The organism is Acidovorax sp. (assembly GCF_046341535.1).
Classification (GTDB): Bacteria; Pseudomonadota; Gammaproteobacteria; order Burkholderiales; family Burkholderiaceae_C; genus Acidovorax.
Genome location: NZ_JBKDRI010000161.1, coordinates 24,967 through 38,925, shown reverse-complemented (window position 1 = coordinate 38,925; position 13,959 = coordinate 24,967). Strand labels below are relative to the sequence as shown.

Annotated in this window: 13 protein-coding genes and 1 tRNA gene; 8 read left to right on the top strand and 6 right to left on the bottom strand. The window is 63.6% G+C overall.

The genetic code is table 11. The features are described from left to right. From ACK543_RS12215 to ACK543_RS12185, 7 genes are all read left to right on the top strand, one after another. Positions 1-299, top strand: a 299-nt coding sequence (locus tag ACK543_RS12215) for an urease subunit beta (RefSeq protein ID WP_409943116.1), incomplete at its 5' end; no start/stop codon positions are given. A 93-nt stretch (positions 300-392) separates the two neighbouring features. Further along, on the top strand, positions 393-2,135 hold the full coding sequence (ureC, locus tag ACK543_RS12210; RefSeq protein WP_409943120.1) for an urease subunit alpha: 1,743 nt from the start codon (positions 393-395) through the stop codon (positions 2,133-2,135). Between the two features lie 12 nt (positions 2,136-2,147). Continuing rightward, a complete protein-coding gene (locus tag ACK543_RS12205) occupies positions 2,148-2,636 on the top strand; it encodes a GNAT family N-acetyltransferase (protein WP_409943115.1) in 489 nt (162 codons plus the stop codon). A gap of 53 nt (positions 2,637-2,689) precedes the next feature. After that, on the top strand, positions 2,690-3,394 hold the full coding sequence (gene ureE, locus ACK543_RS12200) for an urease accessory protein UreE (protein ID WP_409943114.1): 705 nt from the start codon (positions 2,690-2,692) through the stop codon (positions 3,392-3,394). 634 nt (positions 3,395-4,028) lie between these two features. Further along, complete coding sequence (locus ACK543_RS12195) at positions 4,029-4,739, top strand: urease accessory protein UreF (protein WP_409943113.1); 711 nt, start codon at positions 4,029-4,031, stop codon at positions 4,737-4,739. Between the two features lie 50 nt (positions 4,740-4,789). Further along, the gene (gene ureG, locus ACK543_RS12190; RefSeq protein ID WP_409943112.1) at positions 4,790-5,470 is read left to right on the top strand and encodes an urease accessory protein UreG; all 681 of its coding nucleotides are present in this window, start codon (positions 4,790-4,792) and stop codon (positions 5,468-5,470) included. 19 nt (positions 5,471-5,489) lie between these two features. Further along, positions 5,490-5,577: transfer RNA gene (locus ACK543_RS12185), tRNA-Ser, on the top strand. Between the two features lie 347 nt (positions 5,578-5,924). On the opposite strand, the gene ACK543_RS12180 is transcribed toward ACK543_RS12185, so the two are convergent. The 3 genes from ACK543_RS12180 to ACK543_RS12170 are packed head-to-tail and all read right to left on the bottom strand — an operon-like array spanning position 5,925 to position 10,220. Next, positions 5,925-7,121 carry an efflux RND transporter periplasmic adaptor subunit gene (locus ACK543_RS12180; RefSeq protein WP_409943111.1) on the bottom strand — a complete coding sequence of 399 codons (1,197 nt, stop codon included), beginning with the start codon at positions 7,119-7,121 and terminating at the stop codon, positions 5,925-5,927. A gap of 5 nt (positions 7,122-7,126) precedes the next feature. Then, positions 7,127-9,493 carry an FtsX-like permease family protein gene (locus ACK543_RS12175; RefSeq protein WP_409943110.1) on the bottom strand — a complete coding sequence of 789 codons (2,367 nt, stop codon included), beginning with the start codon at positions 9,491-9,493 and terminating at the stop codon, positions 7,127-7,129. A gap of 4 nt (positions 9,494-9,497) precedes the next feature. Next, positions 9,498-10,220, bottom strand: a complete 723-nt coding sequence (locus ACK543_RS12170; RefSeq protein WP_409943109.1) for an ABC transporter ATP-binding protein — start codon at positions 10,218-10,220, stop codon at positions 9,498-9,500. A 461-nt stretch (positions 10,221-10,681) separates the two neighbouring features. On the opposite strand from ACK543_RS12170, the gene ACK543_RS12165 reads away from it, so the two are divergent. Continuing rightward, positions 10,682-11,056 carry an I78 family peptidase inhibitor gene (locus tag ACK543_RS12165; RefSeq protein WP_409943108.1) on the top strand — a complete coding sequence of 125 codons (375 nt, stop codon included), beginning with the start codon at positions 10,682-10,684 and terminating at the stop codon, positions 11,054-11,056. A 57-nt stretch (positions 11,057-11,113) separates the two neighbouring features. Here ACK543_RS12165 and hemW read toward each other — a convergent pair whose 3' ends face one another. From hemW to rph, 3 genes are all read right to left on the bottom strand, one after another. Beyond that, positions 11,114-12,406, bottom strand: a complete 1,293-nt coding sequence (gene hemW / locus ACK543_RS12160) for a radical SAM family heme chaperone HemW (RefSeq protein ID WP_409943119.1) — start codon at positions 12,404-12,406, stop codon at positions 11,114-11,116. Between the two features lie 19 nt (positions 12,407-12,425). Further along, positions 12,426-13,028: an RdgB/HAM1 family non-canonical purine NTP pyrophosphatase gene (gene rdgB / locus ACK543_RS12155; protein WP_409943107.1), complete on the bottom strand. Its 603-nt coding sequence runs from the start codon at positions 13,026-13,028 to the stop codon at positions 12,426-12,428. 61 nt (positions 13,029-13,089) lie between these two features. Further along, on the bottom strand, positions 13,090-13,842 hold the full coding sequence (gene rph, locus ACK543_RS12150; RefSeq protein ID WP_409943106.1) for a ribonuclease PH: 753 nt from the start codon (positions 13,840-13,842) through the stop codon (positions 13,090-13,092). Between the last annotated feature and the right edge of the window lie 117 nt (positions 13,843-13,959).

Below are 13,959 nucleotides of genomic sequence, written 5' to 3'. Positions count from 1 at the left end.
CAGGCGAACTGCTCATCGACAACGGCGAACACTTGCTCAACACCGGGCGGCGCACCGTGACGCTGGTGGTGTGCAACACCGGCGACCGGCCGATCCAGGTCGGCTCGCACTACCACTTTGCCGAAACCAACCATGCCCTGCGCTTTAACCGCCCCGACGCGCGCGGCATGCGACTGAACATCGCTTCGGGCACCGCAGTGCGGTTTGAGCCCGGACAGGAGCGCACCGTCGAGCTCGTGGATTACGCGGGCGACCGCCGGGTGTATGGCTTTCGTTGTCTCATCAATGTCTCGTTGTAGCAATTTACAAGAAAAATAGACCACTTGCGCCTGACTGATAAGCTTTTAGTGCTATTTATTTTATAGCAATCTGTTTTTCGCGGAGCACCCCCTCTGGCAACCATTGGACGACGCGCGTATGCCGAAATGTTCGGCCCTACCGTGGGCGACCGCGTGCGCTTGGCGGATACCGAGCTCATCCTTGAAGTCGAGGCCGACCACACCCTGCGCGCCGGCAGCTATGGCGAGGAAGTGAAGTTCGGCGGCGGCAAGACCATCCGCGACGGCATGGCGCAAAGCCAGCGCAGCAATGCGGGTGCAGGGTCAGGCCCCTCCGGTGGCGGCGCAGCGGACACGGTGTTGACCAACGCCCTCATCGTCGATCACACCGGCATCTTCAAAGCCGACATCGGCCTCAAGGCGGGTCGCATCGCCACCATCGGCAAGGCCGGCAACCCCGACACCCAGCCGGGCGTGGACATCATCATCGGCCCCGGCACCGAAATCATCAGCTGCGAGGGCAACATCGTTACCGCTGGCGGCATCGACAGCCACATCCACTTCATCTGCCCCCAGCAGATTGAAGAAGCCCTGGCCAGCGGCATCACCACCATGCTGGGCGGCGGCACCGGGCCCGCCACCGGCACGCTGGCCACCACCTGCACCTCCGGCCCCTTCAACATGGAGCGCATGCTGCAGGCGGCCGATGCCTTCCCGATGAATCTGGGCTTTTTGGGCAAAGGCAATGCCAGCCTGCCCGATGCCCTGCGCGAGCAAATCAGCGCGGGTGCCATTGGCCTGAAGCTCCATGAAGACTGGGGCACCACCCCGTCAGCCATCAGCAATTGCCTGGACGTGGCCGACGAGACCGACACGCAGGTGGCCATCCACTCCGACACGCTCAATGAATCGGGCTTTGTGGAAGACACCATCGCCGCCGTGGCGGGGCGCGGCATCTGCGCCTTTCACACCGAAGGCGCGGGCGGAGGCCACGCCCCGGACATCCTGCGCGTGGTGGGCGAAGCCAACTTTCTGCCTAGCTCCACCAACCCCACCATGCCGTACACCCACAACACGCTGGACGAGCATGTGGACATGCTCATGGTATGCCACCACCTGGATGCCAGCATCGCCGAAGACCTGGCCTTTGCCGAAAGCCGAATCCGCAAAGAAACCATCGCGGCCGAAGACATCCTGCACGACCTGGGCGGCATCAGCATGATGAGCAGCGACAGCCAGGCCATGGGCCGCGTGGGCGAGGTCATCCTGCGCACCTGGCAGACGGCGCACAAGATGAAGGTGCAGCGCGGCACCCTGCAGGGCGACACCGCCCGCCATGACAACACGCGCATCAAGCGCTACGTCGCCAAGTACACCATCAACCCCGCCATTGCCCACGGCATCAGCCACGAAGTGGGCTCGCTCGAAGTGGGCAAATGGGCCGACATCGTGATCTGGAAGCCCGCATTTTTTGGTGTGAAACCCGCGCTCATCCTCAAGGGCGGGCTGATTGCCATGGCAGCCATGGGCGACCCCAACGCCTCTATCCCCACGCCGCAGCCGGTGCACTACCGACCCATGTTCGGCGCGTTTGGTGGGGCCATTGCCAAGACCTCGCTCACCTTCGTGTCGCAGGCGGGATTGGACGCAGGCATTGGCGAGCGCTTTGGACTGACCAAGCGACTCAGTGCCGTGCGCAACATCCGCAATGTGCGCAAGCAGCACATGGTGCACAACAGCTACACACCCAAGATGGAAATCGACGCGCAGACCTACATCGTGCGCGCCGATGGCCAGTTGCTCACCTGCGAGCCCGCCACCGTGCTGCCGATGGCGCAGCGCTACTTTTTGTTCTGAGGCCTGGGTCGTATGGGCTCCCTCGTGCAACGCCTGCTGATTCGCCTGGACGACCTGAGCGACCCACGCATCGAGGCGTTCATGCAAGAGCACCTGACGGACATGCGTGCCGTGTCACCGCCCGAAAGCGTGCACGCGCTGGACATGGGCCAGCTGCGCCAGCCCGACATCGCCTTCTGGTCAGCCTGGCTGCCCGAGGCAGAGGGCGGCATGCTGGTGGGCACCGGCGCGCTCAAGCGGCTCGATGCGCACCACGCCGAAGTGAAATCGATGCGTACCAGCGCCCACCACCGGGGACACGGCATCGCCCGCCATCTGCTCAACCATTTGCTGCAAGAGGCCCGCACACGTGGCTTTTCCCGCCTGAGCCTGGAAACCGGAACGCAACCCTTCTTCGAGCCCGCGCGGCAGCTCTATTTGCAAAACGGTTTTGTCGCATGTGGCCCGTTTGCCAAATATGGCCCTGATCCGTACAGCTTATTCATGACCCGCACGCTGTGATTCACGCCCCTGGCCGACAATGCATGCCTTGCCCGCCGGAACCTCAAGAACCCATGCTCCAAGCCTCCAAACTTCTCCCCCAGGGCCAGGGCCTGGCCCCGGTTCTGCTCAAGCGCGCCACCACCGTCGAGCTGGACTGGGACGTGCGCCAAAAAAGCCGCTTTGCCGCCACCGACTCCACCGGGCGTGCACTGGGCATCTTCCTGCCACGCGGCACGCTGGTACGCGGCGGCGACGTGCTGGTGGCCGAAGACGGTTCCATGGTGCGCGTGATTGCTGCGCCGCAGCCGGTGCTGGTCATCACCCACTGCCCACACCACGGCAGCCCGTTTGACCTGACCCGCGCCGCCTACCACCTGGGCAACCGCCATGTGCCCATCGAGCTGCAACCCGACCACCTTAAGATCGAACCCGACCATGTGCTGGCCGACATGTTGCGCGCCATGCACCTGATCGTGACCGAGCAAAACCTGGCCTTTGAGCCCGAAGGCGGCGCCTATGCAGCCGGGCACGGCAGCGGGTACCACCACAGGGGTGCTGGGCATGACCATGGGCACGACCAGCACCACGGTCACGATCACGACCATTCAGACGAACAACTCCATTCGCATGCCCACGACCATGGGCACAGCCACGATCACAGCCATACCAACGCCGCCGCTCCAACCACTTCCGCAGCGCCCCGTGGTCGCACCATCTCCATCCCGGTAGTCGCCCCGGGCCATGTGCACGGCCCCCACTGCAACCACGACCACTGAACTGGCCATGGTCCCCATGCGGCGCACTCCCCTCACCGTTCAGGCTGAGCCCCTCGAAGCCAGGGCATACGTCGCACCCGCCCAATCCGTTCAGGCTGAGCCTGTCGAAGCCAGGGCGTACGTCGCACCCGCCCAATACGTTCGGGCTGAGCCTATCGAAGCCAGGGCGTACGTCGCACCCGCCCAATACGTTCAGGCTGAGCCTGTCGAAGCCAGGGCATACTTCGCAGCCGCCCAATCCGTTCAGGCTGAGCCTGTCGAAGCCCGGGCATACTTCGCAGCCGCCCAATCCGTTCAGGCTGAGCCTGTCGAAGCCAGGGCGTACATCGCAGCCACCCAATCCGTTCGGGCTGAGCCTGTCGAAGCCAGGGCGCACATCGCACCCGCCCACTCCGTTCGGGCTGAGCCCGTCGAAGCCAGGGCGTACATCGCACCCGCCCACTCCGTTCAGGCTGAGCCTGTCGAAGCCAGGGCATACGTCGCAGCCGCCCAATCCGTTCGGGCTGAGCCTGTCGAAGCCAGGGCATCCGTCGCAGCCGCCCAATCCGTTCAGGCTGAGCCTGTCGAAGCCAGGGCGTGCTCCACGCACCACCTCGCCCCACACCCACATCCCCTGGCCTGACCCACCTCCACCATGCGCCCGGACCGCCCCACGCCACTGCCCGCTGCCAGCTTCTTGCAGCTGATATGGCTGGCCTCCCCCGCGCTGCCCGTGGGCGGATTCTCGTATTCCGAAGGGCTGGAAAGCGCCATTGAAAACGCGGGCCTTGCGAGCGAGCCCGCCGTGGCCGACTGGCTGCTCGACCAGTTGCACATCACCCAGTCCCGCGGCGACATGGCCCTGATCGCCAAAGCCCTGGGTGCCTGGCGCCGCGCTGACTGGGCGCATGTGCGCGAACTCAACGACTGGGTGCTGCACACTCGCGAAACGAGCGAGCTGCGGCTGCAAAGCGAGCAGATGGGCCGCTCGATGAGCGACTGGCTGCGCAATCAACACCAGGGCAATGAGGCCATGATGCCCGCCGTGCTCCACCTGGCCGCCCTGCCTCCCACCTATCCCGTGGCCTTTGCGCTGGCCGCCTCCGTCACACCGGCGCCCGTGCGCGATGTGCTGCTGGCTTACGCCTTCGGCTGGGCCGAGAACATGGTGCAGGCCGCGCTCAAATCCATGCAGTTAGGCCAAAGCGCAGGCCAGCGCATCCTGGCCCGACTGGCAGACGCCATCCCATCCGCCGCCGACCACGCCATCGGCCTGATGGACAGCGAGCGCCAGGCTTTTTCACCCATGCTCGCCATCCTGAGCGCCCAGCACGAAGTGCAATATTCAAGACTTTTTCGCTCCTAGCGCAAGCCACGCAATCGCAATAAGCTATCTATTTAATAGCAAATAAAACCATGACCAACGCACTGCACCACATCCCGAACCGCACCAAAAAGCTGCCTCCGCTGCGAGTGGGCATCGGCGGCCCCGTGGGCTCAGGCAAAACCACCTTGCTTGAAATGCTGTGCAAGACCATGCGTGACGACTACGACCTGGTGGCCATTACCAACGATATCTACACCAAGGAAGACCAGCGCCTGCTGACCGTGAGCGGCGCCCTGCCACCCGAGCGCATCCTCGGTGTGGAAACCGGCGGCTGCCCGCACACCGCCATTCGCGAGGATTGCTCCATCAACCTCGAAGCCATCGACCGCATGCTGGGCGAGTTCCCCGATGCCGACATCGTGTTCGTGGAGAGCGGTGGCGACAACCTGGCCGCCACTTTCAGCCCCGAACTCTCGGACCTGACGATCTACGTTATCGACGTGGCAGCCGGCGAGAAAATCCCCCGCAAGGGGGGCCCTGGCATCACCAAGAGCGACCTGTTCATCATCAACAAGACCGACCTGGCGCCCCATGTGGGCGCCAACCTGAACATCATGCGCGCCGACACCACCCGCATGCGCACCACGTCCCAAGGTCAGCTCAAACCCTTTGCCATGACCAACCTCAAGACACTGGAAGGCCTGTACAGCGTCATCCAGTTCATCGAAAGCCGCGGAATGCTGCACAAGCAACCGCCCTCAGTCAGCTAGAATTTAAGGCTGTTTTCGCGGAGACTTGGGTGAGTGGTTTAAACCAGCAGTCTTGAAAACTGCCGACGGGCAACCGTCCGTGAGTTCGAATCTCACAGTCTCCGCCACAAACCTTGCACCCATGCGGGCTGCAACGCAATTCACCCCACCTCCCCACCCTGCAACCCTCCCCAAACTGGCCGGGTTGAAAGTCCAGGAAAAAATCCCCAGCGGTAGCGCTTTGACTGCGCTGTATCGTTTTTGGCTTCCATAAGCGGGCAATCTGCGCTCGCTTGCACAGGTCCGCTGGTTTCTGGCGTTCAGACTGCATCCGCGATGGCTGAACACCTGTCCAGTCAACCGTGGATCGCGCGGGCAGGGAAGCGATGGCCTCCTCTACCGTGGTGGCCTTGGACGGTCGTGGTAACTGGGCACGGGTGTCCACCCACCGCGTTGGATCGTTGCCAAGACAGCCTCAACCTGGTGCGCGCGGCTGAACGCGCCGCCCGGCACTCACCGAAGGCGGTGGGTAGACGATCACCCGATCACCCGGCTGGAGACCGGCGGTAACCCAGGCCATCGCAGAGTTTCTGCCTGCAAGCTCAATCGGCCTGAGTGCGGCGCGGCCATGTTCAACGACATAGGCGGCCATGGCGCCACTCTCGGTTGGCACCAGTGCCCCCACCGGAACCTGGACCGCATCCTGAACGCTTGCGGTAATGACCTGCACGGTGACTCGAAAGCCGTCGCCCATCGTGCGCCAGGCGTCGGGCGTGCGATCCAGGTCGATGAGGACATTCACGCGCTGCTCTTCCACCCCGAGGGCCGAAACCTTGGTGAACGCAGCGGGTTCGACGCGCCGCACACGGCCCTCCACAGGCGGCCCGCCCCAGCGCTCAATCCGGGCCGTGGTGCCAGGCCGTGCAAGTACGGCATCCGTTGTGAGCAGTTCTGCCACCACTTCCATGCGCCCTGGATCGCCGATTTCCAAGAGGGCCGTGTTGGGTGCCACGGTGGCTTCGCTTTGGATGGGCACACGCAGGACGACGCCCGTAATGGGCGCGCGAAGCTGCAAGGGCGCTCCGCTTGCACCGCGCCCTATCGGCTGCAAAACGGCAGCCGCTTGAGTGCGTTCGTGCATTGCGGCTTCATGGGCTGCCCGCGCTGCTTCGAGATCCTGGCGAGCCCCATCTTCGGCAAGCCGCGTGCTGTCGAGGCGGGAGGCAGAGACAAACCCCTCGGCAGCAAGCCTGATAGCGCGCTGCCACTCCAGACGTGTTTCTTCGTAAGCGATGCGAGCGCGATCTACCCGGGCCGCTGCCCCGGCTACAGCTGCTTGGGCAGCCTTCAGGCGAGCCACCGCTTCGCGCATGCTGCGCTCATCGACCATCGAGGGCATCACCGGCGTCAGCACTGCCACCGAGTCACCTGCCTGAACGCTATCGCCTTCACGCAGTTGGATGCGTGCAAGACGTGCTGCCACCGGCGCAGAGATCGTGAATCGCTCACGCAGGCGCGTGCGGCCGTCTTCCTCGATGCTCTGCTCAAAATGCCCGCGTGTGACCGACGCAGTCTCTACCTCCAGTGGCCTGGGGGCAAAAGCCCAAGCCAAGGCGGCGATGGCAGCGACGGACACTGCGATGATGGCGACGGTGCGCCGGTTCATGATCATGCTGTTCACTCCCTTGTCTTGAGCGCTGCGACCATGTCGATGTTGTCGATCCTTCTTCGCACGACAAGCGCACTGGCGATGCCTGCGGCCACCACCGCCACCGCCGCCCATGCGTAGGTGCGAGGTTGGATCACGACGGGAAACAGGAACTGGTCCGAGCGAATCGCCTGCACGATGGCATGTGTGAGCCCCCAACCAAGCAGCATGCCCAATGGCAGGGCAATCGCGATGCCAATGGCCAGTTCGCCCAACAGCAGCATGGAGACCTCGGCACGGGTGAAACCCAGCACCCGCAAACTGGCCAGTTCCCAGGTGCGCTCGGCCAATGCGATGCGCGCGTTGTTGTAGACCACGCCGACGGCAATCACGACTGCGAACGCCGTGAGAATGGAGCTCATGATGAGGATATTGCGCGCGCTCACCTCGCTCATGTTGCGCAGCATGGTCGATTTGCTGAACGTGCCCGCGACGCGTGGCAAGGCTTGGGTGGCTTCCAGCGTGCGTGGCAGCATGTCGCGCTGCACGCGCAAGGCGAAGTTGTTTGCCACATCCCCCTCGGCAAGCAGCCGATTGAGGGCGTCGCGCCGCATGTAGGCATTCAAGCCCATCATGTCGCGCACGGTGTTCTCCACCACTGCATGCACCACGGCGCGTCTTCCCTCCCGAACTTCAATTTCCACCGTGTCTCCGACGCGAAGTCCGAGCTTGCTTGCCAGTCGGTCGGACATGAGAACACCCTGTGTTCCTGCCAGGGCCTGGCGACCATCGACGTCGAAAACGCGTTGCAAAGAGGGCGCTGCGGCACGGCCATCGATGAGGCCATCCTGGGTGCGCGCGCCATGGCGAAAACGCACTGCAACCCGCCGACCGGCTTCTACCTGAAGCACGCCCGGCAGCCGTGCGAGCTCTCGAGCGGCTGATGCGTTGACGGTATCAAGGCTCCACACCACGACATCGCCCCGCAGGGCCAGGTCGAACTGGGTTTGGATGATTGCCTCAATGGCATCACGGAAAAAGTTGCCCATGATCACAATCGCCACCGCCGCAGCGATCCCTCCAGTGGTGACTGCCGCGCGCAGTGGCCGCCGCTCAATGTTGCGCGCAATCATGCGCAGGGCGGGTCCTGTCCTCAGTCGGGGAATCCGCTCCAGCCAGGACCGCCGGTATCGCCCCGGTGCAGGTGGCCGCATGGCCTCGGCAGGCGACAGCCGCACGGTGGCCGCAAGAGCTGTCAGCGTACCGAGGATGGCCGTTGCTCCCACGATGGCCAACGCAAGCAACGCCAGTTGAACGGGCGCATGGTGCTCGAATGTGGGGAATCGGAAAAACTCCGTGTAAAGCCCCACGATGCCCGCCCCCAGGACCCGGCCCAGCACCAGCCCCAACAGGTAGCCGCCAGCCACCATCGGGGTCACCAGCTTGATGTAGTGCAGGGCGATGGTGTAGTTGGCATAGCCCAGGGCCTTGAGCGCCGCAATCTGCTCGCGCTGCGTTGCCACCAGCCTGGCAGTGACCACATGCAACAGGAATCCAGCCACCACGAGGAAGATGGCCGGGACAACAGTCCCCAGCACATGCTGCTCGCGGATCTCGTTGTCGAGCATGGCGTGCGATGGCTGCGAGTCGCGTCCATGCGCTGGTGCACCGCCGAGCCGCGCGAGGATCCGCGTGGCCGCATCGACCACGGCGGGCTCAGAGGCTCCTGGCGCCAGCTTGATGGCGGCTCGATTGAATGCCCCGCCCATGTCCATGGCAGCGGCAAGCTCGTCTTCGTTGAGCCAGAACACGCCAAAGGCACGCAAGTCGGGCATGCCCATCAACCCGCCGAAAATGTACTCTGGCGAGAGCGCGGTCCCGGTGATGCGCAATGTGCGCCGCTTGCCGTTGATGAGTGCGCGGACTGTGTCGCCAGGCCGCAGCCGGTGTGCCTGAGCGAAGCTCTCCGAGACGAGCGCCTGTATTTCATTGCCCGCGTGGATATCGGCTTGCGGCCATTGTCCGCTGCGCAAAACCACGCTGTTGAGACGACGCGGAGTTTGCGCGTTCACGCCGATCAGCAGTCCGATGGCCGGATCGGAACTTCCTGGGACCGTGACGCGGGCCGACGCCTCGATCGTGACCTGGACATCCAGCACGCCGGGAATCTCGCCCAGACGCTGCGCGTAAGCCAGGGGTGCCCGCTTCGCGCTGGCGAATACATCGGCAAAATGTCCGCTGGCATAGAACGCATCGCGCGCGTCGGCAAGAGAGCTCACAGCCGACAGCGTTGCGATGTAGCCCCCTACCCCGGACGCCACGACCAGTGCGATGGTGATGGCCTGGCTCCACAGCACGCGCAGGTCGCGCAGCACCTTGCGATCGAGGGCCTTCATGAATTCACCACGATAGCTCGGCGGGCGTCAGACGCCGCGGTGGTTTTTCAATGCTGGCCACACGTCCATCGGCCAGACGGATGACGCGGTCCGCCATTCCTGCAATTGCGGCGTTGTGCGTGATCACCACGGCCGTGGTGTTGAGCTCGCGATTGATGCGCGCGATGACTTCCAGCACCAGCTTGCCGGTGGGATAGTCGAGTGCGCCCGTGGGCTCGTCGCACAACAGCAAAGCCGGACGTTTGGCGATAGCACGCGCGATGGCTACGCGCTGTTGTTCGCCACCGGAAAGTTGTGAAGGAAAGTGGTCCTTGCGTGGCGTGAGGCCCACCAGGTCCACGGCGTCATCGACCGGCATGGGGTGGGAGACGATGTCGGTGACCAAGGCGACGTTCTCCGCCACCGTGAGGCTGGGGATCAGGTTGTAGAACTGGAAAACGAAACCCACGTGCTCGCGGCGGTAGCGGGTCAGGACATCATCGCTGGCGCCGGTGAGCGTTTGGCCCTCAAACTCGACCTGGCCCGACGTGGGGACATCAAGCCCGCCCAGGATATTGAGCAAGGTGGATTTCCCGCTGCCAGAGGCACCCAGCAACACGATGAATTCGCCGCGCCCGACGTCGATATCGACCTGGCGCAGCGCATAGACCGCAGTGCCTCCGCTGCCGTAAGTCTTTGTGAGTGCTCGACCCCGAAGGACCGGAACAGCCGGGCCGGAAGTTTCCATGGACACCACTGTAGGCGGCTCATGGCAAGAGCTGCTTGATCTTTATCAAGGCACCCCTTGGTCGGCATCGGCCCCATCGGCAGCGGCGTTTACCGTGGGATACACCTGTTGGAGGCCCCACTGGGCTAGGTCCATCTGGGGGTCATAGCGTGGCTCTTACCGCGTAAAGATCCGCTCAACGACCAGCACATCAACGCGTGTCGGCAGCAATGGGGCCATTTGGACGACGGCGCTGGAAACCTGCTGTGCACGCGCTGCACAGTCGCGTTAAGCCATCAACGGTGGAGGGGCCGGCGGATCCGGCTGAATTGCCCCCTTTCAGTGCCTGCGACCTTGGTGCCAATCTTCTGGTGACACACAGCCTCTTTTAAGATGAGTCCGACGGGTCGCGGGCAACGGTGTACACCCCAACCAAACTACGCCCGTCTCGCAGGTCACCGACACCACAGGAACGACACATCATGATCCATCGACTCACCACGACCGCGGGTGGCATGGCCATCGCGGCGATGCTTGCTCTGGGCGGCTGCTCCGGCTACGGACAGACACCATCACCAGCGCCGAATGGAGGGACTGCCCCCGCTGGCGTTGCAGCCATTGGCCCCGGCCCGGCAGATCGACCTGTCCTGGCAACGCCGTGCAATGCCCAGCCAGCCCAATTTGCGGTGGGCCAAAACGGCACGGCTTCGGTCATAGAATTGGCCCGGGAGCGGTCAGGCGCTCAGTTGGCGAGGCTCCTGCGGCCAGGCCAGATCATCACCAAGGAATTCAACGCCCAGCGCCTGAACCTCGAAGTGGATGCCACCGGCCGCATCATCGCGGTGCGCTGCGGCTGACGGCTGGCCCCGGGTGGCCGCGCAGTGCAGGCATCGCCGCGCCGCTCAGGCGGTTCATCAGTCCGCGAGGAACAGTTCCTGCAGGTCACTCAGGAAATCAAATCCCCGCTCGGTGGGGCGCACACGGGCCATATCTTTTTCGATCAGGCCTTTGCGCTCGGCTTCGTCCAGCGCACGTGAAATCGAGGACAGGGGCAGTCCGGTACGGGCGGTGAAATCCTGCAGTGCAAAGCCCTCGCGCAGCCGCAGCGCGTTGAGCATGTATTCAAACGGCAGGTCGCTTCGCCGCACATCATCATCCTGCGCTACCGCATGGCCGGCCAGCGCGTTGTCCATGTAGCGGCGAGGGTCCCGAAAGCGCACCTGGCGCACCACCCGATGCGCAAAGGTCAGCTTGCTGTGGGCGCCAGCCCCAATACCCAGATAGTCGCCAAACTGCCAGTAGTTGGTGTTGTGAAAGCACTGGTGGCCCGGTCGGGCGTAGGCTGAAATCTCGTAGCGCGCAAGGCCCGCTTGCCCGGTCAGTTCGGTGATGCGGTCGAGCATGGCGTAGGCCAGGTCATCCTCGGGTATCACGGGCGGGAACTTGGCGAAATAGGTGTTGGGCTCAATAGTGAGGTGATAGATGGAGATGTGCGGCGGGCAAAGCGCCAGCGCCGTCTGCATGTCTTGCTCGAGTTCTCCCAGGGTCTGGTCCGGCAGGCCGTACATGATGTCGAGGTTAAAGGTCTCGAACGCCTGGGCTGCCTCCTGTACGGCGGCCAGTGCCTGCTCCCGGTCATGCACGCGGCCCAGAACTTTAAGGTGGCGGTCATTGAAACTTTGCACGCCAATGGACAACCGGGTGACCCCTGCCGCACGAAAGGCGCGGAACCGGTCTTTTTCAAAGGTGCCCGGATTGGCTTCCATCGTGATCTCGCAGTCGGGCTCCAGACGCAGCCGAGCGCGGATATCGCCCATCAGCCTGTCGATGGACTGCGGCGAAAAAAGGCTCGGCGTTCCGCCACCGATGAAGACGCTGTGCACCGTTCGTCCCCAGATCAGGGGCAGCGCGCTTTCGAGGTCTGCCATCAGGGCGTCGATGTAGCGCTGCTCGGGTACCCCGGATTCCGGGGGCGCATCGGTATCGGCACCCGTCAAGGTCTCTTTGGTACGAAACTCATGCGAGTTGAAATCGCAGTAGGGACATTTCTTGAGGCACCAGGGCAGGTGCACATACAGCGAAAGCGGCGGCAAGCTACTGAGCTGCAACGTGCCTGGGCGCATGTAGTGCTGGATGTCGTGCACAACGGCCGCCGCCTCCGTGGGCGGCGGATCAGCGGTAACGGACGCAATGATGGGAATGGGCATCGCAAGCATCAGACCTTCGTTAAGCCAGCCAGCGCTCGCGCATCAGTGCCATCATCTGCTGCGCGGCACGACCGCGGTGGCTGTGGGCATTCTTGATCTCGGTGGGCAACTCAGCAAAGGTCTTGCCAAATTCAGGGATGAACATGACAGGGTCAAAGCCAAAACCGTTACTGCCCCGAGGCTGCCGGGTGATTTCGCCGACCACGCGGCCAACTGCGATGAGAGGTTCTGGGTCTTGCGGGCTGCGCACGGCGACCAGCGTGCTGAGCATGGCAGCGCGGCGTTGCTCCACGCCATGCATCTGCTCCAGCAATGCCCGCACATTGGTGTCGTCGCCTTTTACGTAGCCAAACTGCGTGGCGTAGTAGGCCGTGTCCACGCCCGGCAGCCCGCCAAATGCATCGACGCACAGGCCGGCATCATCCGCCAGCGCGGGCAGCCCGGTGTGGGCTGATGCAAAGCGCGCCTTGGCCAGGGCGTTTTCAACAAAGGTGCGAAACGGCTCGTCCGCCTCGCCCACACCCAGATCGGCCTGGCGTACCAGCTCGACCCCCAGCGGGGCGAACATGGCCTGGAGTTCGGACAGCTTGCCTCGGTTGTTGGATGCCAGGACGATTTTCATACTCAAAATGGCCGTTTACGCACGTCTATCAAAGGATTAAAGCTATCGAAATCATAGCATTTCACTGCACGGCTGCCAGCGCCTGTGCCTGCAGCGCCACCAGCTCACCAATGCCTTTTTCGGCCAATTGCAGCAGCTGGTCCATCTCGGCTCGTGTGAATGCGGCACCCTCGGCGGTACCCTGCACTTCGACATAGCGCCCCGCTCCGGTCATCACCACATTCATGTCGGTGTCGCAGTCCACGTCTTCGACATATTCCAGATCCAGTACAGGCGTGCCCTGCACAATACCCACCGAAATGGCGGCCACCGGCTGGACCAGGGGCGACTGCGTGATCTTTCCCGCTGCCAGCAGGCTGGTCACGGCATCGTGCGCCGCGACCCAGGCGCCAGTGATCGCAGCCGTGCGGGTACCGCCATCGGCCTGAATCACGTCGCAATCGATCTGGATGGTGCGCTCGCCCAGGAGCTTGAGGTCAAACACCGCGCGCAGAGAGCGGCCGATGAGGCGTTGGATTTCCTGTGTGCGGCCACTTTGCTTGCCACGGGCGGCCTCACGGTCGCTGCGCGTGTGGGTGGCACGCGGAAGCATACCGTACTCGGCCGTCACCCAGCCTTCGCCGCTGCCTCGCTTGTGGGGCGGCACGCGCTCCTCTACCGATGCGGTGCAAAGCACCTTGGTATTGCCAAATTCGATGAGCACCGAACCTTCGGCGTGGATGGTGTAGCGGCGCGTGATGCGCACGGGGCGCAACTCGTCCACGAGCCGATTGGCAGGTCGGACAAAGGCAATGGAAGCGGAGGAAGTGGTCATAAAACGCGAAGGCCCTCAGGCCGTATTGGGTGAACATCGATCAGGGCACCACACCCGGAGGATCCAGCCGGTAAGCGCCACAAGCGCGCGCAAGGTACGTAAGGTGGGGAGCAGCAT

What these genes read in the sequence shown, in the direction of transcription:
- ACK543_RS12205 (WP_409943115.1), top strand. Translation starts at nt 2,148, where the DNA reads ATGGGCTCCCTCGTGCAACGCCTGCTGATTCGCCTGGACGACCTGAGC.
- ureE (WP_409943114.1), top strand. Translation starts at nt 2,690, where the DNA reads ATGCTCCAAGCCTCCAAACTTCTCCCCCAGGGCCAGGGCCTGGCCCCG.
- ACK543_RS12195 (WP_409943113.1), top strand. Translation starts at nt 4,029, where the DNA reads ATGCGCCCGGACCGCCCCACGCCACTGCCCGCTGCCAGCTTCTTGCAG.
- ureG (WP_409943112.1), top strand. Translation starts at nt 4,790, where the DNA reads ATGACCAACGCACTGCACCACATCCCGAACCGCACCAAAAAGCTGCCT.
- ACK543_RS12180 (WP_409943111.1), bottom strand. Translation starts at nt 7,121, where the DNA reads ATGATCATGAACCGGCGCACCGTCGCCATCATCGCAGTGTCCGTCGCT.
- ACK543_RS12175 (WP_409943110.1), bottom strand. Translation starts at nt 9,493, where the DNA reads ATGAAGGCCCTCGATCGCAAGGTGCTGCGCGACCTGCGCGTGCTGTGG.
- ACK543_RS12170 (WP_409943109.1), bottom strand. Translation starts at nt 10,220, where the DNA reads ATGGAAACTTCCGGCCCGGCTGTTCCGGTCCTTCGGGGTCGAGCACTC.
- ACK543_RS12165 (WP_409943108.1), top strand. Translation starts at nt 10,682, where the DNA reads ATGATCCATCGACTCACCACGACCGCGGGTGGCATGGCCATCGCGGCG.
- hemW (WP_409943119.1), bottom strand. Translation starts at nt 12,406, where the DNA reads ATGCCCATTCCCATCATTGCGTCCGTTACCGCTGATCCGCCGCCCACG.
- rdgB (WP_409943107.1), bottom strand. Translation starts at nt 13,028, where the DNA reads ATGAAAATCGTCCTGGCATCCAACAACCGAGGCAAGCTGTCCGAACTC.
- rph (WP_409943106.1), bottom strand. Translation starts at nt 13,842, where the DNA reads ATGACCACTTCCTCCGCTTCCATTGCCTTTGTCCGACCTGCCAATCGG.